The organism is Variovorax sp. HJSM1_2 (assembly GCF_049316285.1).
Classification (GTDB): Bacteria; Pseudomonadota; Gammaproteobacteria; order Burkholderiales; family Burkholderiaceae_C; genus Rhodoferax_B.
In genome coordinates, this window is record NZ_JBMOXA010000021.1 from 17,572 (window position 1) to 39,530 (window position 21,959).

Below are 21,959 nucleotides of genomic sequence, written 5' to 3' on the forward strand. Positions count from 1 at the left end.
GCGGGCACGCAGCTTTACGCCTGCACCACCTGTTGCGCCTCTGGCTGGCGCCAGCGCTACTCGTGTACCTTGCCCCGCCCGGCCTTGATGTCGGACCGTGTGGACTTGCTCTTCAAGCGCCGCTGCTGGGAGCCATAGGTCGGCTTGGTGGGTTTGCGGGTGGTGGGGACGTGTGCAGCGGCGGCGACAAATGCTTGCAGCCGCGCCAATGCCGCAGCCTTGTTTTCCTCCTGGCTGCGGGACTCCTGCGCCTTGAGGAACAACACGCCGTCCTTGGTCACGCGCGAGGCGGGCAGTGCCAGCAAGTTGTTTTTGATGGCTTCTGGAAGCGACGAGGCGTGGATATTGAAGCGCAGATGCACGGCGCTCGACACCTTGTTCACGTTCTGCCCGCCCGGGCCTTGGGCGCGCATGGCGGTGAATTCGACTTCTTCTGGCACAACGATGGGCGGCATGTGAGGTGTGGGCTTTGTACCCAGGCATTGTCACTGCCCCGATTCCTATTGGTGAAAATCTCTTACATGTAGCCTTAAAAAAGTGCTATGGGCTCCGCGACAATAAGGGGTCACCACCGGAAATCCCATGTCATCCACGAAATTTGCCCTCCTGCCCCTCGTATTCGCCATAGCCGCAGGCACCCTGGTGCCCAATGCACCCACTTTTGCAGCCGAGCGCCGCGCAGCCAAGCCGGCTGCGAGCAAAAAGCCCGCAGTTGAGGCCCTGCCGCCATTGGCCGGGCAATCCGCTGTGGCCAGCGGTGCGCCAGCCATCCCCGCCAAGGCCTGGCTGGTGATGGACGCCGACTCCGGAGAGGTACTCGCCTGGGCCAACCCCGACGAAGCGCTGCCGCCAGCGTCGCTCACCAAGATGATGACCAGCTTCCTGGTCGAGCAGGCCCTTCGTTCGGGCAAGCTCAAGAAGGACGAGCTGGTTTCCGTCAGCGAGAACGCCTGGTGCCGCGGTTCGAGCACCGAGTCGTGTATGTACCTGCCGCTGAATGGCCAGGCGACGGTGATTGATCTGCTGCGTGGCATCGTCATCCAGTCGGGTAACGACGCCTCCAAGGCCATCGCCGAGCACATGGCGGGTTCCGAAGCCGGCTTCGCAAAGCTCATGAACGCCGAAGCCAAGCGCCTTGGCATGACGAACACAAATTTCGTCAACCCCACGGGCCTGCCCGATCCAGCGCACAAGGCTTCTGCCCGAGATCTGGCCATCCTGGCGCGCGCCATCATCCGCGACAGCGCCGACTACTACTCGATCTACGCCGAGCGTGAGTTCAAGTACAACGGCATCAAACAAGGCAACCGCAATGCCTTGCTCTACACCGACCCCACGGTTGATGGCTTGAAGACCGGCCACACCGAGGAAGCCGGTTACTGCCTGGTGACCTCCAGCAAGCGCAACGACATGCGCCTGATCACGGTCATTCTCAACACCAACAGCGCCAAGGCGCGCGCCGACGAAAGCCGCAAGCTGCTGAGCTGGGGTTTCAGCCAATTCGAGAAGGCCACGCCGTTCCAGCCGAACACCTTGGTGACGAATGCCAAGATCAGCTACGGCAAGGCCGACACCGTGGCCGCCGGCCTGGGAGCGCCATGGACGCTGACCGTGCCACGCGGTCAGAAGGTGCAGACCTCGGTGCAGTTGAAGGCCGATCTGGAAGCGCCGATTGCCAAGGGCGCCGTGATCGGCAAGGTGATCGCAGAGTCCAACGGCAAGCCGATTGGCGAAACACCGCTGATCGCGCAGGCGGATGTGGAGCGCGCGGGCTTCATGCAACGTTTGTGGCAACGCCTGGTCAAGTAACCTGGCCTTGTATCAAGCGGCTGGCCGCGCCAGTGTGCCGGGGGTGATCCGGGCGTGATGAACGCACCGGCCTGGGCACACGGCGCTGGCTGGTTTACTCGGCGCGAATGTTCGCGTCTTCTATCACCTTCTTCCACTTTGCCGCTTCTTTTGCGGCGAAAGCCATCGCTTCTTCTGCCGTGCCACCCGCTGGTTTGATGCTGAGCTCGGCCAGTTTGTCCTTGGTCTGTTTCTCGTTCAGCACGTAGTTGAGCGACTTGTTCAATTTGCCGGTCACGTCTGCGGGTGTGCCGGCTGGCACCAGCAGCGTGTACCAGACCACCATTTCAAAATCCTTCAGGCCTGATTCACTCACGGTGGGCAGGTCGGGGAACATGGGCGAGCGCTGCAGCGACGTCATGGCGATGGCGCGCAGCTTGCCGGATGCGATCAGCGGCATGGCTTCGGGGGCCAGGATCAGCATGAAGTCCACGTGGCCTGCCATCAGGTCCTGGACGGCCGGCGCACCGCCCTTGTAGGGGATGTGCACGGCCTGCACACCGGCCGCTTTCAAAAACAGTTCGGTGGCGAGATGGTTGGGTGTGCCTGCGCCCGGCGACGCGTAGTTACGCCCAGGGTTGGCCTTCAGGTAGCTGAGGAACTCGGCCAGGTTTTTAGCGGGCACGTTGGGGTTGACGGCGATCATGCCCGGCACGTCGGCCACGCGGCCCACGGCGGTCAGTTCCTTGGTCGCATCGAACGGCAGTTTGGGGAACAGCGTGGGGTTGATGGCCTGCGTTGTGAGCGTGACCAGCAGCAGGGTGTAGCCGTCGGCCGGCGACTTGGCGACGGCGCCGGCACCCACGGCTTCGGCGGCGCCGGGGCGGTTGTCGACCACGACCGGCTGGCTCAGATTCTCCGATAGCCGCTGGCCCAAGAAGCGCGCCAGCACATCGGTTGTGCCCCCCGGCGCATAAGGCACCACAATCTTCACCGGCTTGGTGGGGTAGTCGGCGGCGGCGGCCAGTGTGGCCCAGGCTGACAACGCTACCCATGCAATCATCCTTCGGGTCAATGTGCTCATGTCTTCCTCGTTGTAGGTATCGGTGGCTAAAGGGATGCGGCGTGGTGCCGCTGCGGCTCTTCTGCTCCTGCGGAGAGAATTTCTTCTATGAGGCGATGGGTCAGCAGTGCTTCGCGTCCGCTGACGGTGGGTGCGTGCCCATGGGTGATGGCGTCCAGGAAATCGCGGTGCAGCGCGGTGTGGGCCTCGGGCGAAAAGTCCATGATGGAGTCTCCGCTGCCGGTCTTGGCGTCGCCCTCTACCACCTCGGTTCGCCCATCGTGGTGCTGCACCTGCAAACGGCCGCCGACCAAAGACACATTGGCGTGGCTGAACACCAGTTCCATCGACTCCGGGCGACCGGGGTACATGGCGGTGCTGGCCATGAGGTTGCCCGGTGCACCGTTGCCCAGGGTCAGCAATGCGGACACAAAATCCTCGGTTTCCATCTGGTGGGTGGCTGTGGTCACGACTTGTGCAGCCACGACTTTGCGCACCCCCACAAGGCTGCGAAACAGATCAATCGAGTGGATGGCCTGCGTCAGCAACACACCGCCGCCGTCGCGCTCCAGCGTGCCGCGTCCCGGCTGGTCGTAGTAACCGGCTTGCGAGCGCCACCACGGCACCTGGAGAATGCCGGCCTGCAACGGGCCGAGTTCGCCTGCGTTCAGCAACTCACGCAGGCGCACCGCTGCGGGGCGGAAGCGATGCTGCAACACCACCCCAAAACACAGCCCGCTGGCATCGGCGATCTGCACCAATTCTTCTGCGCGTTGCAGCGAGACGTCGAGCGGCTTTTCAACCAGTGTGTGTTTGCCTGCCGCAAGTGTTTGTCTGGCAATCGCCAGATGGGTGTTGGCCGGCGTCGCCAACACCACGGCCTGCACGGCCGCGTCTGCCAGAACCTCGTTCAGATCGCTGGTCAGCCGCACGTTCGCCAGCAGCAAGCTCTGGCGCTTCTGATGCACCTGGCCCACTTTGGCGATGTCTCGGGTCACACACCAGCGCAGATCCATGCGCTCTTGCAAGGCACTGAAACTCGCCAGATGCGGTTCTGCGCCGGGGCCCAGACCCACCAGCGCGACGCCAATTTTTTTCATCACGTATTTCCTTTTGATGCCAGTGCGTCCGCTTCAAGTGCCAGCCGGCACACGGTGAAGGCGTGTGTATGCGAGATTGCCGTTTCGGTGCGCTCCTGCACATCCTGGATCAGCTTCTTGAAGAAGGTGATGGGCTCGTCCTGGCAGTCGATATGGCGTGTGCCCTGGCGGTCGCACAAAAACAAGTGGTCCGTGCCGCTGCGTCCCTGAATGTCCAGGTACTTGCGCAGCTCGATGTAGCCCTCGGTTCCGGTGATGAACAAACGACCGTCGCCCCAGGTCGGCAGGCCGTCCGGTGTGAACCAGTCGACACGAACATAGCCGCGTGAGAGATTGGTCTTGGATTTCAACGCCACTTCGCCGAAGTCTTGAAAGTCCGGCCGCGTGGCATGGCCGAAGTGCGCCACTGCGGCGTGGCTGATCTCGGCATCGGCCGAGTGGGTAAGTGTGAGGAACTGGTCGATTTGATGCGAGGCAATGTCGACCAGAATGCCGCCGTAATGGGACTTGTCGAAGAACCAGTCGGGACGAATCGATGCGTTCAGGCGATGTGGGCCCAAGCCCAGGGTTTGGACCACCTGACCAATCGCGCCCTGTGTGATCAGTCTTTGCGCCATCGCAACCGAGGGCACAATCATGCGCTCTGAAAAACAGATAGCAAAGCGCCGGCCGGTCTCTTTCACAACCGCTTCTACCTGCTGCAACTGGTTGCGGTCCGTCACGCCGGGCTTGTCGCTGAGCACATCCTTGCCATGCCGCATGGCTTTTATTGCGATCTCCGCCCGCTGCGCTGGGACCGCCGCTGTCACGATCAGCGCAATGCTCGGGTCTTCATAAAGTTGCGCTGCGGAGTCGACTGCGCGAAGTTGCGGAAACCGGCTTTGAATGCCCTCCAGTACCTTGGCATCGGTGGACGTAGACAGATAACCGGCACAGTGTGCACCCTCGCGCAGCAGCCCCTCGATGAGGTGGTAGATATGCCTGTGGTCGGCGCCAACAACTCCGAAAGTGATCATCCGTTCAACTCCAGGTAGGGGGTGCTGCTGGCTCTAAGGCGGCCCCAAGCCACACACTGCAAGACGGCGCTGCTGGCCAAGGTGGCAGCTGGATTCGTACGAGTCGGCCCTGAAAACCGATGTAATCGGTATTCAGGAAAACCTTGCGCCTTTCACACGTGCCGCAACTGTTATCGATATTCATCAACCCGTTGGTTTCAGCAAAAGACAAGGGATTGATCGGCAGATCAAGCTGACTTTCTAGTCTTCACTTGGCTGATAGTGATCGATAACATTTGCTCGGTCAAGGAGACAAGTCCTAGAACTTACCCTAGCGCCAACGGCCGGATTGCGGCTCCGGCAGATGGCACAGGGTGTAGGTCTGGCTGATGGGGCAAAGTTGCGTGGTTCCAGGTCAAAGTCCAGCGACTTTGCGCTGCTGCAGAACGTTACCAAGCCTTAACTTCTCCCGCACGGACCCTGCTTGATTGCATTGCGCTTTTTGTTCCTTGCGGCATAAGGCTTTTTCTCACAGACCAAGGTCAGACAATCCAGGGTGGTCATCTGGCCGACGACCCAGGGGCCAATGGAACTTCCGCTCTGATTCCTTGATAGGCATGTCATTGATGCATGCGAATCGTCGGCGCATGAGGCCGTCGGCCTCAAATTCCCAGTTCTCGTTCCCATACGAACGGAACCAGTTCCCGGCGTCGTCGTGCCACTCATAGGCATAGCGAACTGCGATGCGGTTTTCTCCATACAACCAAAGCTCTTTGATGAGCCTGTAGTCAAGCTCCTTCTTCCACTTTCTCTCAAGGAAAGCCTGGGCCTCGGCTCGACTGTTCGCGAACTCCGCCCGATTGCGCCATTTCGTGTCCAGGGTGTAGGCCGTCGCGACCTTGGCCGCGTCCCGCGTGTTCCAGCCGTCTTCGGCCAAGCGGACTTTTTCAATAGCGGTTGCGAGTGAGAACGGGGGAAGGGGTGGGCGAGTTTCCATGATGTGACCTCTTGAAGTGATGTGGAACGATCTGTCTACGTACGAAATGTAGCGCAGGTGGAACGACCTGTCTACAATGTCTGCATGAAAACTTCTGAACAATCTTTGGAGTCATTGCCGCCGCGGGAGCGCATCCTGGTGGCAGCCCATGCTCTGTTCTACGGAGAAGGCATCAGGGCTACAGGTGTTGACAAGATCATTGAGCGGTCGTCTGTCAGCAAGGTCACCTTTTACCGTCAGTACGCAAGCAAAGACGATCTGATCCGTGCTTACCTCGACTACCGCCATGGAAAGTGGATTTCCTGGTTCCAGACCAGCTTGGCTGAAGCCAGCGCCACTGGTCTACCAGCGGTGAACGCGCTCGCACAGACCCTCAAGACCTGGTTCAGCCAACCCGACTTCCGGGGTTGCGCGTTTCTCAATGCAGCCGCTGAACTCGGCTCTTCCGATCCCGAAATCCTCAACACTGTCCGTCGCCACAAGCAAGAGATGTCGTCCGTGCTCGATGAGCTGTTTGGTGGCGATGCCGTGTCTGCGGGACACCCTGTATCGCTATTGATAGATGGCGCTATCGTTCATGCCCAGATGGGTCAGCCGATTGATGAAGTGATGGAGAGCTTTCAAGCCGTGGTCTCAAGAATTTTGCGCAAATAGAGTCGCCAAACGGTTGATGCCTTAGGGCTGGTCTCAGCACGGCGCCACGTGCCGATCGTGTCGGGGCATAAGGCCAAGACAGCAATTGGCCGCCAATTGCAGCCACCAAAGCGTGGGGCTTTACTCGACCGCAACCGCTGCAAAGCGGCTGTCGGCGCAACAAGCAGGCTGGTCAAAATACGCATGAGTGATGGTCGAGGAACCGCCAGGGCAAGCCTGAACCCATGCTTCAAGCCGTGGTATTCATCAATGTGTTGCTGTCGCTACGCAGTGACTCCCCGCGCACAAAGGCCAGCACGGTCGGCAGTACCGGGGCTATCCAGTCCAGGGGCCGGGCCAGGGCGGCAACGGTCGTCACGTGGCCAATATTGTCAAAGAGCTGTATAGCCACCTCGGTACCCCCGGCCCGCAACCGGTTCGCCAGGCCGACGGTGTTGCGTTGCGCGTCCACCACTGTGTCGTTGCGTGCGGCCAGCAGTAAGGTGCGCGGGGCTTTGGTGTTGGCGTAGAAGATGGGCTGGGAATTCGCCGGGGTTTGCGGCCAGCCAAACGCCACCCTTACCTCGGGGTCGCCAATCGGCAAAAAGTCGTACGGCCCGGCCAGACCAATCCAGCCCGCAAGGCTATTGGGTGTTAAACCCAAAGGCGCCAGCCAACGCGGGTCCAGTGCCAGCATGGCGGCGTTGTAAGCCCCGGCGGAATGGCCCATCACCATCACCCGCGCAGGGTCGCCACCCAGGCTGGCTGCATGCGACAAGGTCCATTGCAGGGCCAATGCGCAATCGCCCAGAAAGCCGTCGTAGTGCACGTGGGGGCTCAGCCGGTAGTCGGCCACCACCGCGATGATGCCGTTGGCTGCCAGGGCTTCGCCCACAAAACGATACTCGGCCCGCTCGCCGCGCGTCCAGTTGCCACCGTAAAAAAATAGCACCACTGGTGCATTGCCGGGCACCGTGCCGCTGTCTGGCTGGTACACATCCAGCAGATGCCGCGGATCGGGCCCGTAGGGCACGCCCGTGGGGCCGTGGTAGGAGTCATGGGCCACCAGATGGTCCAGCACCTGGGCAGCAGAACAGCCGGACACCAGGGTCGCGATGGCGGAACCTATGCCCATGAGGCCTAGGCGGCGGTTCATTGGTGTGGAAAGTTTAGAAAGGAAAGGCATGCAGTCCATACGCCATTAAACGGCTTTTGGATGCATACGCGTGCGTCAACCTGGCGTTACTGCAAAAACCGAAACGAGCTTCCGTGGCTTTCCGGTGTCATGTTTTCGGGCAATTGCAAAGGTCGATGTTGAATGGCGCATAGGTCCAGGTACAGCGACTTTCTACAGCTGAACAGGCGGCAAAAAATGCGCCTCTACAGCCTGTGGTCTAGGGTTATCGATAGTTAAATTTTCGATTATCGATAATAAAGTTGCCCCATGTCTGCCATCCCCAGCACCACCGGCCGCAAGAGCCAAGAGGTCTACCAGGCCCTGCGTCGCCAGATCGTTCTGGCCGAGCGCGCGCCGGGCCAGCAACTGGTGGAACTGGACCTGGCCAAGGCCATGGGTTGCAGCCAGAGCACCGTGCGCGAGGCCCTGATGCGGCTGAAGGAAGACGGCCTGATCGTGCGCCAGGGTTACCGCGGCACGGTGGTGGCCGGGGTGTCGGCGGCCGAGGGGCAGGAGGCGCTGGACATCCGTGCTCGTATGGAGTCGCGTGCGGCCTACCTGTCGATTGGCAACTTCACGGCCGAACACATCCAGGGGCTGCGCATGCTGGTGCAGCAGATGGAGGCGGTGGCCGAAGCGGGCGACGAATACGCGCTGTTCGAACTCGACCAGGAATTCCACCGCGCACTCTACGACCGCGCCAACCTGCCGGCGCTGGTGCCGATTCTCGACCGCTGCTCGCTCAGCAGCCACCGCTACAAGATTACCCAGTCGACCACGCGGCGCACCCTGCGCGACACCGCGCTGCGCCACTGGAAGATCATAGAAGCCGTGTTGTCAGGCCGCGCTGCCGAGCTTGACCGCGTGTTGTTCCACCACGTTTCCAGTGTGATTGGCGAGCCCGACGATATGAATTCTTCCACCCCCGAATTACGCATGTCTTCTAGCATGGAGGCCGTGTTCCTGCGCCTGCAAAAAGAAGACGCACACCTGCCCAACCCCATGACCATTCCCCTGGCGCAGGCGCGTTTGAACTTCAATGCCATCAACGAACGTTGGAACCGGCTGGATGGCCTGGACGTGGCGGTGGAGCACTTCACCATTCCCAGTCCATCTGGCGGCATCGCCGGTGTGCGAGTAGCCCCGAAAACGGGCGGCAAGCCGGGTACCCTGGTCTACCTGCATGGTGGCGGCTGGGTGGTCGGCAATCTCAATACCCACATGGGGGCGATGGCGCGGCTGGCGCTGGCCACCGGCATGGTGGTGGTGGGTGTGGATTACCGGCTGGCGCCGGACGCGCCTTTCCCCGCCGGCCTGAATGACGCCGTACGCGCCTGGCACTGGCTGCGCACCGAACAGGCCGGGCTACGCCTGGGCGCACCCTGGGTGGTGAGCGGCGACTCTGCGGGCGCCAACATTGCCCTGTCTTTGATGCTCGACTTGCGCCACGCGGGCGAGGTGTTGCCACACGCCGCCTTGTTGTTCTACGGCGTGTTTTCGGCCGACCACCAAACCGAGTCCCACATGCGCTGCGGAGGTGGGCAGTTTGGTTTGTCTAGCGAAAAAATGGCCTGGTACCGCGCGCACTATCTGAGTGGTGAACGCAACGACGCGAACGACCCGCGGGTGTCGCCGCTGTTGGCCGATGTGGCCGACCTGGCCGGCCTGCCGCCGATCTACCTCAACGCCGCCGGCCTTGACCCGCTGCGTGACGACAGCGTGGCGCTGGCGCGGCGCCTGGAGGCCGCCAAGGTGCCCACGCGACTGAAGATTTTTGACGGTGTGGTGCACGGCTTCATGCAAATGGGCAGTGAACTGCCCGAGGCGCGTGCCGCGTTTGACGACGCTGCCGCCTACCTGCGCACGCTCTGAGTCCATTCAGTCGTTGGGTCAGTAGGGTGGCTTGGACCTGCCCAGTTTTGGTAAGCACATAAAAAGGAGACAAACATGCAATCTTCTCGTCGCCCGTTTCGCCCTTATCTGCGCACGCTCAGTGCGATCAGCTTGGCCTTGACCCTCAGCGCGGGTGCATCGGCACAACAAACCGTCAACTTCTGGTACCACGTGGACAACGCGGAAAACACCAAGATCATGGACGAGTTGGTCAAGAACTTCGAGACCAAGAACCCCAACATCAAGATCAAGGCCGAGAACATTCCGTGGAACAACTACTTTGACAAGTTGTTCATCTCGATTGCCGGTGGCAAGGCGCCGGACGTGGCCGTGACGCGCCTGGCGCTGCAGCCGCAGTTGCTGGAGATGAATGCCATCGAGCCCATCACCAAGCAGCTCGCCACCTGGCCCGGCAAGGCCGACCTGGCACCCAACCTGCTGGACATCAACAAGGCGTCCGACGGCGAGTACTACTACATGCCGCTGCAGTACGTGGCCATCTATCTCTACTACCGCGCCGACCTGTTCGCCAAGTACAACCTCAAACCGCCCGCTACTTGCGAAGACTTCCTCGAAGCCGCCAAGAAGCTCACGCTGCCGGCCAGTGCCAACGGCGGCACCGAGCTGTATGGTTTTGGCATGCGCGGCGGCAAGGGCGGGCACGACAACTGGGGCCCATTTGTGCTGCCGCAAAGCAGCTTCACCCCCGGCGGCATGACCTCGGCCAAGGCCGTGGCCGCCAATAGCTGGTACATAGACCTGCTGCGTAAACACAAGGTGGCACCGCCCTCGGCGCCAAACGATGGTTTTAATGAAATCACCAGCGCCTTCAAATCGGGCCGCACGGCGATGATCTTCCACCACATAGGCTCGGCCAAGAGCATGGCCGATGCGCTGGGCGACAAGGTGTCTGCCGTGCCCGTGCCCTCATGCGGCGGCGCGCGCTGGACCTATTTCGGCGATGAATCGACCACCATGTTCAAGAGCTCGAAGGTGAAAGACGCCGCCTGGAAGTGGATGAGCTTCCTGAGCGAGGGCGATAACAACCTGAGGTTCAACGAGGCCACCGGCCAGCTCACCGTGACCAAGAGCGGATCGGCCAAGGTGCCGCAGCCCGAGCGTTTTGTGAAAGCCACCATGGATTCGCTGGCCTTCGCCAAGCCGCTGCCGCTGGTGCCGCAGACGGCCGACTTCGTCTCCAGCGTGTGGCCCACCACCATGCAGCGCGCGCTGAACGGCGAAATCACGTCGGCGCAGATGATGCAAGAGATCGATAAACACTTCAACACCAAGTAGCTTGACCATGCTTTCTAAGCCATGCCCTTGCCTTGGGCAGGAGGTGCCGTGAGCCAAAAAAAGCACACCAGCATCCTGCCCTATGTGTTGTTGTCGCCAGCGGTTCTGGCCACCGTCATCGTGGTGTTCTACCCCATGGTGCAGGCGGTCATCACCAGCCTCTACAACAACATCTTGTGGAAGCCGCGCGCGGTCAAGTTCATCGGGCTGGACAACTACATCGCCATCTGGCACGACCCGGTGTTCTGGGCCTCGCTGGGCCGCACCGCCATCTGGATAGGCCTGACCGTGCCGCTGCAGTTGCTGCTGGGTCTGGTGACAGCATTGCTGCTGAACCAGACCTTTCGCTGGCGCAGCCTGGCGCGCAGTTTGATCCTGATTCCCTGGGCGTTGCCGAGCGTGGTCATAGGCCTGATGTGGTCGTGGATCTACAACCCGCAGGTCGGCCTGCTCAACGACCTGATGCTGCGCCTGGGCCTGCTGCAAACGGCAGTGCCCTGGCTGGCCAACCCGGGCACCTCGCTCTACGCCATCATCGCCGCGCTGGTGTGGCAGGGCTTTCCGTTCTTCGCCATCATGATTCTGGCCGGCCTGCAGACCATTCCGCACAGCCTTTACGAGGCCGCCGAGATCGATGGCGCCACCGACTGGGAGCAGTTCTGGCACATCACCTTGCCCGCGCTCAAGTCGGTGCTGGTCACGGCGGTGATGCTGCGCATCATCTGGGTGGCGAACTCGATTGACGTGATCTACGTGATGACCGGTGGCGGCCCGGGCTACGCCACACACACGCTGCCGCTGTACGCCCTGAAGCGCACCTACGCCAGCATGGACTTTGGTTATGGCTCGGCGCTGGCCGTGAGTTTCTCGCTGCTGTTGCTGGGCGCGATCTACATGTATCTGCGCCGCGCAGGGAAGGGCATCGAATGAGCGTGCAAAAGCACCAACCTATCCGGCGCTTGTTCACGCTGCACTTGCCGATGCTCGCCATCGTGCTGTTCGCTCTCGGCCCCTATCTGTGGATGCTGATCACTTCGCTGAAGCAGGAGTCGACGCTGTTCTCGCCGGACCGCACGCTGCTGCCGGCCGTGGTCACGCTGGAGAACTATGTGCGCCTGTTCCAGAAAACCACCTTTCTGCACAACCTGGGCCACAGCCTCGTTATCTCCATAGGCACCATGTTTCTGGGCTTGTCGGTCAGCATCACGGCGGCGTATGCGTTCTCGCGTTTTCGTTTTCCCGGCCGGCGTGTGCTGATGCTGCAGTTTCTGCTGGTCAACATGTTCCCCATCGTGCTGCTGATCATTCCGCTGTTCATCATCATGAAGAACCTGGGCCTGCTCGACACCCACCTGGGCCTGATCCTGGCGCATTCCACGTTCTCCATCCCGTTCGCCACGTGGATGATGATCAGCTACTTCGATGCCATTCCGCGCAGCCTGGACGAGGCCGCCATGGTCGACGGTTGCACACCCATAGGCGCCATGGTGCGTGTGGTGTTGCCGCTGACCGTGCCCGGCATCATCGCCACCGGCATCTACATCTTCATCACCTCGTGGAACGAATACCTGTACGCCTCCATTCTCGGCGGGCAGAACGTGCGCACGCTCACGGTGGCCATTCAGACGTTGGTGGGCGAATACGAAATCGCCTGGGGCCTGCTCACGTCAGGCGGTGTGATGGGCGCGCTGCCCGTGACGCTGCTGTTCATGCTGATTCAAAAGCGCCTCGTTGCGGGCATGACCCAAGGTGCGGTCAAAGGCTAGTTTGCAGATCAAAAAGGAGACACATTCCATGAATCCCATAGGCATCATCTCGATGCAATACAACCGCCCCTTTGTGGCCGCAGACTTCAAGCAGTTTGAGCGCTGGAAGGCCGCAGGCTACGACTTCGCCGAACTGCTGGTGCCCGAGCCCGGCGAGCTGGACCTGGCCGCCACACGCCGTGCACTGGCCGATGCGGGCCTGGGTGTGGTGCTGGCCGCACGCGTCAACCTCGACCGTAACCTCACCAGCGACGATGCGGCCAAACGCCAAGCTGGCCAGGACTACCTGGTGTATTGCGCCGAGACCGCACAAGCGCTGGGCGCGCAAATTGTCGGTGGGCCGCTGTACGGCAACCCGCTGGTGTTTGCCGGGCGTGCGCCGCACGTGGTGCCCGAGTCTTTGCGCCAGCAGCGTGTGGACTGGACGGTGCAGGGCCTGAAGGTCGGCGCCGAGGCGGCAGCCAAGTGCGGCATCAAGTTCGGTGTGGAGCCGCTTAACCGCTTCGAGACCGACATCCTGAACACCACCCGCCAAGGTGTGGCGCTGATGCAGATGGTGCAGCACAAGAGCGTGGGCCTGGTGCTCGACACCTTCCACATGAACATGGAAGACGACGACATCTGCACCGCACTGCGCGAAGCCGCTGCGCACATGATCCACTTCCAGGCCAATGAAAACCACCGTGGCTACCTGGGCACGGGCCATATCGACTGGAACCCGGTGGTGCGCACACTGGCCGAAATTGGCTACTCCGGCACCATTTCGTTGGAGCCCTTCCGCCGCCGCGACGAGCGTATTGGCATTCCGTTCGCGCAGTGGAAAGCCCCCGCCAACGACGAACAAACCGAACTCGCCGCCGCCTGCGGCTTCTTGAAAAACCTGATCACCTTGAACGGAGGCCGTAAATGACGTACCGCGTAGGATGGATTGGCTGCGGCCGGCACGCCGAGCAAATGTTGTTGCCTCAGCTCACACGCCATGACGTGGAGCTGGTGGCCGTGTGCGACATCAATACCGAAGCCGCGCAAAAGATTGGCAAACGTTTTGGCGTGGCTCACGTGGGCACCGACTACCGCGCGCTGCTCGATGTGCCAGGCCTCGACGTGGTGGGCATGGCCGTGGGCCCCACACAGCACCGCGACATGGCTATCGCCGCGTTGGAGCGGGGCTGCCATGTTTTCATGGAAAAGCCCACCGGCGCCAACGTGGCCGATGCGCTGGCCATCCAGGCTGCGGCGCAGCGTGCCGGCAAGACCGTGGGTGTGGGTTTCATGAAGCGTTTTGCCACCGCCAATCGCATGGCGCACAACGTGGTGAAGGGCCAGGACTTCGGCGCCGTGGCCGGCTTCTTCGGCGAATACATGACCGCGCCCACCTACTTCAGCGGTAACGTCGACTACACCGGCTTCTACCTGCACCACTGTGTGCACTACATGGACCTGGTGCGTTACTTTGTGGCACCGGTGCTCAGTGTCACCGTGTTCCGCAACGAGATTGCGGCGGGCAAACAACTGATACACGTACACTTCAACTTCGAAGGCGGGGCCATTGGCACGGTGGTCATGGGCACCATCCAATCACGCGGCACACCCATGGAGCGACTGCAAATCATGGGCGACCACCAGCGGGTGGAAGTGAACGGTGTCATCGAAGTGAACCATTTCCGCAACCCACCGTTCAAGGCCGACGACCTGGACGCGGCGCTGAACGACGGTGTCGATACCTTGTCATGGAAGCCCAACTTCACCGCGGCCGCGAATGAAGACTTCAAGGGCTACAACGCGCTCTTCAAGGCCTTCTTCGCGCAACTGGGTGGCGTACAGACTGACCTGCCCACCATCGGTGACGGCGTGGAGGCCATGCGTGTGATGGCCGCCATGTTGGAGGGCATTGCGCAGCCTGGGGTCAACATCCCCGTGCAGCGTTAGGGCGGCGCCATGGCAGAAGTGACGCTGCGGCAAGTCCGCAAAAACTATGGCAACGTGGAGATCATCCACGGCGTTGATCTGGAGATCAACAGCGGCGAGTTCATTGTTTTTGTCGGCCCCTCGGGCTGTGGCAAAAGCACGCTGCTGCGTATGGTGGCCGGGCTGGAAGAAATCTCCGATGGCGACCTGCACATCGGCGGCACACGTGTCAACGACCTGGCGCCGCGCGACCGCGACATTGCCATGGTGTTCCAGGATTACGCGCTGTACCCGCACAAAACCGTGCGCGACAACATGGCCTTTGGCCTGCGCCTGCGCAAGGTGGCCGAGGCCGAGGTCAACAAGCGCGTCAACAGCGCGGCCGAGACGCTGCAGATCACACACCTGCTGGACCGCCTGCCCAAGGCCTTGTCGGGTGGCCAACGCCAGCGTGTGGCCATGGGCCGCGCCATCGTGCGCCAACCCAAGCTGTTTTTGTTCGACGAGCCGCTCTCCAACCTCGACGCGCTGCTGCGCAACCAGGTGCGCGCCGAGATCAAGAAGCTGCACCGGCGTGTGGGCAAGACGGTGATCTATGTGACGCACGACCAGGTAGAGGCCATGACCCTGGCCGACCGCATTGTGGTGCTGCAGGCCGGGCGCATTGTGCAGTTCGGCACGCCCGATGAAATCTACGGCGCACCACAACACCGCTTTGTGGCGGGTTTTACCGGCTCACCGCCGATGAACTTCTTGCCCGCGCGTTTGAGTTCAGAGGCCGGCCAACTGGCGCTGCACATCAGCGGCGGGCCTTCGTTGCTCATTCCTGCTGAGGCCGCTGGCCGCTGGCGCCCACATGTGGGGCAAGAGGTTGAACTCGGCATTCGTCCGGAAAACCTGGCGCTGGCCGATGCGCGCCCGGATTGGCCGGCGGTGGACTGCGAGGTCGAGCTGATGGAGCCGTTAGGCGCCGAAAACCTGCTGACGCTGCGGCTGGGGGCGCAAGAGATCAAAGCGCGTGTGGCGCCCGATGTGCGGCCCGAAGTGGGTGCGCATTTGCGCCTGGCGCTGGACCCGGCGCGGCTGCATTTGTTTGACCTCAAGACCGGGCAGGTGTTGTAGCGCCATGGTCACGCCACGCCTGCACCCCAGTCTTTTGCCGCAGTTGCCCAGTGCCGTAATCCGGCCCCTATACGACCGCGCGGCGCTGCGGCCCGGCATCGTGCACCTGGGGGTGGGCGCATTCCAGCGCGCGCACCTGGGTGTGATCAACGAAGCCGCGGTAGTCGATACCAACGACATGTCCTGGGGCATGGTCGGCGTCTCGCTGCGCCGGGCCGACACGCGCGATGCGCTGCAGCCGCAGGCCGGCCTGTACACCGTGGCCGTGCGGGATGCCGACGAAAAGGGCCAGCCGCGCGAACTGCTGCAGGTGATAGGCAACCTGCTCGAAGTGCTGGTGGCCCCGGAAAACCCGGGCGCGGTGCTGGAGCGCCTGGCCAGCGTGGACACACGCATCATCAGCCTCACCGTCACCGAAAAAGGCTATTGCCACGACCCCGCCACGCTGGCGCTGCGTTGGCAAGACCCAGACATCACGCATGATCTGGCCCACCCATTGCAGCCACGCAGCGCCATCGGCATGCTGGTGCGTGGCCTGGCCTTGCGCCATGCGCGTGGGTTGGCGCCGGTCACGTTGCTGTCGCTCGACAACCTGCCCGCCAACGGCTGCACGCTGCGGGGCCTGGTGTTGGCGTTTGCGCACCGCGTAGCCCCGGCGTTGGCCGAATGGATTGCACGCGACTGCACGTTTCCCAATTCCATGGTCGACCGCATCGTGCCGCGCACCACCGACGAAGACCGCGCGCGCACCAGCGAACGCTTGGGACTGGAGGACGCCTGGCCGGTGCTGGCCGAGCCGTTTCTCGAATGGGTGGTCGAAGACCGCTTTGCCGCTGGCCGTCCCGCCTGGCAAGCCGGTGGGGCCCGGTTTGTGGAGCGTGCCGAACCCTACGAACTGCTCAAGCTGCGCATGGTCAACGGCACACATTCGGCCCTGTCGTATCTGGGCGTGATGGCCGGTTGGCCCACCGTGGATGTGGCCGTCGCCCAGCCCGCCTTGCGCGGTTACCTGCTGCGGCTGATGACCGAAGAAATCGAACCCACGTTGCCCGCCTTGCCCGGGCTGGATGTGGCCGCCTACCGCGAGCGCCTGCTGGCGCGTTACGCCAACCCGGCGCTGCAGCACCAGACGCGGCAGATCGCCATGGATGGCTCGCAGAAGCTGCCGCAACGCCTGCTTGGCAGCGTGCGCCAACGGCTGGCCTCGGGCGGCAGCATCCGTTTGCTGGCGCTGGCGCTCGCAGCCTGGCTGCACCATCTGCAAGGGGTGGACGAGGCCGGGCGCAAGTTCGAGATTCAAGACCCGCAAGCGGCGGCCTTGGCTGATGCTTTGGCCTTGGCGCATGCGGCTGTGACCAGTGCAGAACCCACGCTGGCAGCGCAGCAACGCACGGCCGCGTTTTGCCATGGCGTGCCCTTGTTTGGCGAACTGGCCGCATCGCCGGTGTTTGTCAACGCCGTGGCGCGGCATTGGCAGCGCTTGAGCGAAGACGGTGTGGCGGCAACGTTAGGGGCGTTGTGACGGCCCGGAAGGGCTTTAGACGGCTTTAAGTCTTATCGGCCTCTGAGGCAATCCATATGTGCGGAGAGTGCTACTAAAAGCCTAGCGTTTTGGCCGGCATACACGGCAGATGCTGGACTAGAATTCTTTGGATGTCGCCCGTCCCATCCCTCTCTGTGCACCTGTGGCAGCCTGCCCATGTCTGAGTTCTCTGCCATCGGCTGGGGCCCTTTTGCCGCAACCGCGCGCACGCTGCTGGCCATGCTGGTGCTGTATGGCGTGCTGGTGCTGGCCAGTCTGGGCGCGGCGTGGGCTACACGGCGTGGCAGCAGCCTGCGTGCGCAGATCAACGCCTGGTGGCTTATCTTCCCGGTGGTCAGCGCCTGCCTGCTGTTGTACCCGTGGGGGCCAGCGTTGTTGATGTGGTTGATCGCCTTTTTGGCGCTGCGTGAACTGGCCGCATTACATGCGACACCGCGCCATTATTTCTGGGGTGTTGGTGCGGCCGTGTGGCTGCTGCAAATGGCGTTGGCGTGGTGGCATGCGGCGCTGGCCACTTCGGTGTTGGCGGGTTTGCTGCTGCTGCAGGCGCTGGTGTTTGTTTTGCGCCGACAGCGTTCACATCTGCTGCTACTGCTGTTTTTGTTGCTGTGCCTGGGTTTGAGTTTCCTGCCCCTGCTGTTGCAGCACACGCCGATGGCGGGGCTCAATCTCGCCTGGTTCTTCTACCTGTTGGCGCTCACCGCGTTAAACGATATCGCGCAGTTCATCGGTGGTAAGTGTTTTGGCCGGCACAAGATTGCCGCCCGCATCAGCCCGCAGAAAACCTGGCAGGGTTTGCTCGCGGGCGTGTTCGCCAGCATGCTGATTTCGCTGCTGTTGGGCCGCTACCTGCGCCTGGCCGATGCGCCCTTGCTGGTGGGGCTGGGTGTGGGTTTGTCGCTGGCCGGTTTTGTGGGCGACCTGCTGTACTCGGCCGGCAAGCGGCGTTTGGGCATCAAAGACTATTCGGCGCTTATTCCGGGGCACGGCGGCATGCTGGACCGGGTGGACAGTCTGGTCTTGACTGCGCCAATGTTGTATCTTGGCCTGCTCATTTAAGGATTGCATGAAATCACCCGTTACCCCCACGGCCCTAACGAAATTCGCCTGGCAAACCCTGGAGTCCGGCTTCAACAGCTTTGACCAGACCCGGCTGTTCTACCATGCCTGGCAGCCTGTTGTGCAGCCCGAGGGCATGCCCAGGCAGGCGCTGATTTTTCTGCACCGCGGCCACGAGCATTCGGGCCGTATCCAGCCCTTGGTCGAGCAACTTGGTTTTACCCAGCACTGGGCCTTTGCCTGGGACGCGCGCGGCCATGGCCATTCGCCCGGCGAGCGTGGTGATGCGCCCGATTTTGTGACGCTGGTGCGCGACTTCGAGGCCTTTGTGCGGCACATTGAAGCGGCGCACGGCATTGCGCCTGAAAACATCGTCATCGTGGCCAACAGCGTGGGCGCGGTGATTGCCGCCACCTGGCTGCACGACTACGCGGCCCCCGTGCGCGGCGTGGTGATGGCGGCCGCCGCGTTCGACATCAACCTGTATGTGCCCCTGGCCAAACCCGCGTTACGGTTGGCGCTGCGTTTCAGCCCCGGGCTGCGCATCACCAGCTACATCCGCTCGGGCATGCTCACGCACTCTGCGGCGCAGGCCCAGGCCTACGACGCCGACCCGCTGATCACGCGCAACATCTCGGCACGGGTGTTGATAGACCTGGCCGACACGGCCGCGCGTGTGGTGGCCGACGCCCAGGCCATAGACACACCGGTGCTGATGCTGGTGGCCGACAAAGACTACGTGGTGAAGGCTGCGCCGCAGCGTTTGTTCTTCGACCGCCTGGCCTCAAAGCGCAAGGAATACGTGGTGATTGCCAACTGCCACCACGCGATTTTTTACGAAGACCTGGCGCAGGTGCAGCAGGCGGTTCAGGCCAGCCAGGCGTTCATCGCCACCTGTTTTGCGCAGGCGCTGCCATCGCCCACACGCCACCACACTGCCGACACCGATAGCGCCAGCGCAAGCCAACTCAAGGCCATGCAGCAGGGCGCGGCGGGCACGCCGCTGGAAAACAAGTTCTACGATTTCCAGAAGTTTTTGCTCGGCCGCCTGGGCCACTTGAGCAATGGCATGTACATCGGCCAGACCCAGGGTTTTGACTCCGGCGCCTCGCTCGACTACGTGTACCGCAACCAGGCGGGTGGACGGTTTGGCGTAGGCGCCGTCATTGACCAGGGTTATCTGGACGCGATTGGTTGGCGCGGCATTCGCCAACGCAAAGCGCAACTGCAACAACTGCTGGGCGAGTTGATTGCGCAGCACCCCGCAGACCAGCCGCTGCGTATTCTGGACGTGGCCGCCGGGGGCGGGCGCTATGTGCTGGAAACACTCAAACGTTTTCAAGACCGCGAAGTTGAACTCACGCTGCGCGACGTGGATGGCGCCAACCTGGCCCAGGCACAAGAATTGAGCATGGCGCTGCAGTTGAAGAACCACATTGCCTACCAGCGCCGCGATGCGTTCGACCTGGCCAGTTACCCGGCCGATGAGGGCGCGTATGACATCGTGGTGGTGTCGGGCCTGTATGAATTGTTCAGCGACAATGCACGGGTGTTGACCTCGCTACAAGGCATTGGGCAGCAGCTCAAGCCCGGCGGCCACGTGGTCTACACCGGCCAGCCGTGGCATCCGCAGTTATTGTTGATTGCCAAAACGCTGAACAACCACCTGGGCCAAGCCTGGCAAATGCGCCCACGCCCGCAGGCCGAAATGGACGCGCTGGTGGCCAGCATCGGCTGCCGCAAGTTACGCAGTGAAGTCGGGCTGGCGGGGATTTTTACGGTGTCGGTGGCGCAGCGTAGCGAAGTGCGGCCCGCAGGCGGTTGAATACCGTCCACACCAATAGAACCAGCACCACCCACAACAGCCCGTTGAGCCACAGCGGGCCGGCATCAAACACCAGCATCAGTGCGAGCAGGCCGAAGGCAAACGCCCGGTCGCTTTTGCCCATGGGGCCGTCAAAGCGCCGGGGTGAACCCACCTGTAGCGCCAACACACCGGCGAACTCGGCGAGCAAGGCCGCCACGGTGACAGCCACGACCAGCGGGGCGTGAATGCCGGTTGCCAGTGCAAACGGCAGGCTCAGCGCCACGTCGGACAGTTGATCACCCAACTCGTTGAGCACGGCACCGAGTCGGCTTTTGAGCCCCGTGAAGTTGGCCAGCATGCCGTCGATGGCGTTTAACGCCATACGCAGCAGCATGAACAAAGGCACACCGGCCCAGAGACGCCAATCCGCAGGGTACAGCGCCAGCGCCGCGCCATACAGGACGCTCAGGGCCAAAGCCAGCAGCGTGACCTGGTTGGGCGTGACCTGCCACCGTGCCAACTGTGTGAGCAGCGGGCGCAGCAGTTGCTGAAAGGCCGGTTTGAGTTGGTAGATCGAAAAGGGCATGGCTGGATTGTGGCTAGGAACGCGCTGAGAAAGCACGGGCGATTTGCGCGCAGCGGCGCTGGCCCATGGCGCAATGCAAGTACACAGTGCGGCCCGCACGGGTTTCGTCTTGCAGGGCAGTGACGATTTCGTTGATGGCGTCGGCCGGGGGCGTCACGATGTCGAGCAATGGGAAATGCCGGTACTGTGGGTAGCTTGTTCGCAGGGCAGGGGTTTCAGAGAGTTCGTTGGCCAGGTCGAACACCGTGCAATGGGCGGGCAGTTGTGCCGCTTCTGCGCGGCTCAAACGTCGTCCTGTCCAGAGTTGTGGCGCGACCTGTCTAAACGCCGGTTTGTTCTTGTCGCGCCACACCACGGCCAGCCAGGTGAGCCGGTAACCGACGAGGTAGGGCGCGTACAAACACCATACCCACCACGGATGACGGCCGTTGTGTTTGTGCAGAAAGTGCCGGTCTGCGCGCCAGTAGGCCAGGGCCACGAGCCAGAGACTGGCGACCAGGTAGACGGTCAACAGCAGCGGCCATGTCGCCAGCCCCACAACCACAGCCACGCCGCCTGCGACCAGGTAATAAAAAGCCACATTGGCTTCTGCGCGGCCTGGCCGGATCGTGGCCACACAGCCAAGGCCGAGGGCGAGCCCGGTCACCACATCCAGCAGGTGGTGTTGGAAGGTGAACAGGGTGGCCACGGCGGTCAAGACCAGCCATGCCGCGAGCAAGGCACGCGCCGCAAAGTGTGTGGGTAGCGAGCGCAGCGCCACCCACAAGATCACGCAATACGCCACGTGTAAGGACGGCAGTTGGTTGTAGGGTGCATCCATCTGGCCCAGCAGGCCAAACAGGCTGGCCAGCCACGGTGTGTCTATCGCTGGGCGCGGCCAGCTGAAGCGCAGCGGGCACAGCACAAACACCAGCCCGGCCAACACGCTGGCCATGAGTAACCGTTGGCTCAGCACCCGCAGGTCGTCGCGGCTGCGCAGCACAAAAAACGCCGCCACCAAAAACAGGCCGCTGCTGAGGTAGGGCAACACCATCCACGGCAGAAACGGGATGTGGCTGTCCAACGTCAGCGCCACATGGCGTGTGATACCGCGCTGTTCTGCCAGCCTGTTCGCCAGCAGATAACAGAGGCTGAATACGGCAGCGTTGACGCACACATGCAGCAAACGCTGTTGAGTCGTCACGCTGTTTGCTGAAGTCATGCGTTGTCTAGGGCCTGTTAACACT

20 protein-coding genes are annotated in these 21,959 nt (G+C 62.2%); 12 read left to right on the forward strand and 8 right to left on the reverse strand.

From position 1 onward, the window contains the following. Positions 1-56: 56 nt before the first annotated feature. Entirely contained in the window at positions 57-455 is a 399-nt protein-coding gene (gene arfB / locus ACFQ95_RS19465) for an alternative ribosome rescue aminoacyl-tRNA hydrolase ArfB (protein WP_422833608.1), read from the reverse strand. Positions 456-582: 127 nt separating this feature from the next. Here arfB and ACFQ95_RS19470 point away from each other — a divergent pair, with 127 nt between their 5' ends. Continuing rightward, positions 583-1,809, forward strand: coding sequence for a D-alanyl-D-alanine carboxypeptidase family protein (locus ACFQ95_RS19470; protein ID WP_422833610.1), 1,227 nt, complete (start codon positions 583-585; stop codon positions 1,807-1,809). A gap of 94 nt (positions 1,810-1,903) precedes the next feature. On the opposite strand, the gene ACFQ95_RS19475 is transcribed toward ACFQ95_RS19470, so the two are convergent. From ACFQ95_RS19475 to ACFQ95_RS19490, 4 genes are all read right to left on the reverse strand, one after another. Then, positions 1,904-2,872: a tripartite tricarboxylate transporter substrate binding protein gene (locus ACFQ95_RS19475; RefSeq protein WP_422833612.1), complete on the reverse strand. Its 969-nt coding sequence runs from the start codon at positions 2,870-2,872 to the stop codon at positions 1,904-1,906. Positions 2,873-2,898: 26 nt separating this feature from the next. Continuing rightward, the gene (locus tag ACFQ95_RS19480) at positions 2,899-3,951 is read right to left on the reverse strand and encodes a Gfo/Idh/MocA family protein (protein ID WP_422833614.1); all 1,053 of its coding nucleotides are present in this window, start codon (positions 3,949-3,951) and stop codon (positions 2,899-2,901) included. Further along, positions 3,951-4,967 carry a Gfo/Idh/MocA family protein gene (locus ACFQ95_RS19485; protein ID WP_422833615.1) on the reverse strand — a complete coding sequence of 339 codons (1,017 nt, stop codon included), beginning with the start codon at positions 4,965-4,967 and terminating at the stop codon, positions 3,951-3,953. Before ACFQ95_RS19485 ends, ACFQ95_RS19480 begins: the two co-directional genes overlap by 1 nt. A gap of 508 nt (positions 4,968-5,475) precedes the next feature. Beyond that, entirely contained in the window at positions 5,476-5,943 is a 468-nt protein-coding gene (locus tag ACFQ95_RS19490) for a DUF1348 family protein (RefSeq protein ID WP_422833617.1), read from the reverse strand. A gap of 84 nt (positions 5,944-6,027) precedes the next feature. On the opposite strand from ACFQ95_RS19490, the gene ACFQ95_RS19495 reads away from it, so the two are divergent. Further along, complete coding sequence (locus ACFQ95_RS19495) at positions 6,028-6,597, forward strand: TetR/AcrR family transcriptional regulator (protein WP_422833619.1); 570 nt, start codon at positions 6,028-6,030, stop codon at positions 6,595-6,597. Positions 6,598-6,826: 229 nt separating this feature from the next. Here ACFQ95_RS19495 and ACFQ95_RS19500 read toward each other — a convergent pair whose 3' ends face one another. Further along, entirely contained in the window at positions 6,827-7,732 is a 906-nt protein-coding gene (locus ACFQ95_RS19500) for an alpha/beta hydrolase (protein WP_422833621.1), read from the reverse strand. Between the two features lie 288 nt (positions 7,733-8,020). Between ACFQ95_RS19500 and ACFQ95_RS19505 the strand changes: the two genes are divergently transcribed. The 10 genes from ACFQ95_RS19505 (at position 8,021) to ACFQ95_RS19550 (ending at position 20,165) form a co-directional block, all read left to right on the forward strand. After that, complete coding sequence (locus ACFQ95_RS19505) at positions 8,021-9,625, forward strand: alpha/beta hydrolase fold domain-containing protein (protein ID WP_422833623.1); 1,605 nt, start codon at positions 8,021-8,023, stop codon at positions 9,623-9,625. A 75-nt stretch (positions 9,626-9,700) separates the two neighbouring features. Next, positions 9,701-10,942, forward strand: coding sequence for an ABC transporter substrate-binding protein (locus ACFQ95_RS19510; RefSeq protein ID WP_422833625.1), 1,242 nt, complete (start codon positions 9,701-9,703; stop codon positions 10,940-10,942). A 48-nt stretch (positions 10,943-10,990) separates the two neighbouring features. Next, positions 10,991-11,872 carry a carbohydrate ABC transporter permease gene (locus ACFQ95_RS19515; protein ID WP_422833627.1) on the forward strand — a complete coding sequence of 294 codons (882 nt, stop codon included), beginning with the start codon at positions 10,991-10,993 and terminating at the stop codon, positions 11,870-11,872. Positions 11,873-11,874: 2 nt separating this feature from the next. Then, positions 11,875-12,708, forward strand: coding sequence for a carbohydrate ABC transporter permease (locus ACFQ95_RS19520; protein WP_422833629.1), 834 nt, complete (start codon positions 11,875-11,877; stop codon positions 12,706-12,708). 28 nt (positions 12,709-12,736) lie between these two features. Next, a complete protein-coding gene (locus ACFQ95_RS19525; RefSeq protein ID WP_422833631.1) occupies positions 12,737-13,618 on the forward strand; it encodes a sugar phosphate isomerase/epimerase family protein in 882 nt (293 codons plus the stop codon). Further along, entirely contained in the window at positions 13,615-14,637 is a 1,023-nt protein-coding gene (locus ACFQ95_RS19530) for a Gfo/Idh/MocA family oxidoreductase (protein WP_422833633.1), read from the forward strand. The genes ACFQ95_RS19525 and ACFQ95_RS19530 overlap by 4 nt, the downstream gene beginning before the upstream one ends. Before the next feature lie 9 nt (positions 14,638-14,646). After that, positions 14,647-15,738, forward strand: a complete 1,092-nt coding sequence (locus ACFQ95_RS19535) for an ABC transporter ATP-binding protein (protein WP_422833635.1) — start codon at positions 14,647-14,649, stop codon at positions 15,736-15,738. A 4-nt stretch (positions 15,739-15,742) separates the two neighbouring features. Further along, a complete protein-coding gene (locus tag ACFQ95_RS19540) occupies positions 15,743-17,260 on the forward strand; it encodes a mannitol dehydrogenase family protein (protein ID WP_422833636.1) in 1,518 nt (505 codons plus the stop codon). A 177-nt stretch (positions 17,261-17,437) separates the two neighbouring features. Further along, entirely contained in the window at positions 17,438-18,340 is a 903-nt protein-coding gene (locus ACFQ95_RS19545; protein WP_422833638.1) for a phosphatidate cytidylyltransferase, read from the forward strand. A gap of 7 nt (positions 18,341-18,347) precedes the next feature. Then, positions 18,348-20,165: a bifunctional alpha/beta hydrolase/class I SAM-dependent methyltransferase gene (locus ACFQ95_RS19550; protein WP_422833640.1), complete on the forward strand. Its 1,818-nt coding sequence runs from the start codon at positions 18,348-18,350 to the stop codon at positions 20,163-20,165. Here the strand turns inward: ACFQ95_RS19550 and ACFQ95_RS19555 are convergent. Next, the gene (locus ACFQ95_RS19555; protein WP_422833642.1) at positions 20,116-20,733 is read right to left on the reverse strand and encodes a CDP-alcohol phosphatidyltransferase family protein; all 618 of its coding nucleotides are present in this window, start codon (positions 20,731-20,733) and stop codon (positions 20,116-20,118) included. The two genes, ACFQ95_RS19550 and ACFQ95_RS19555, sit on opposite strands and share 50 nt — an antisense overlap. Positions 20,734-20,746: 13 nt before the next feature. Further along, positions 20,747-21,934 (reverse strand): phosphatase PAP2 family protein, encoded by a 1,188-nt coding sequence (locus ACFQ95_RS19560; protein ID WP_422833644.1) that lies wholly within the window; start codon positions 21,932-21,934, stop codon positions 20,747-20,749. Positions 21,935-21,959 lie beyond the last annotated feature (25 nt).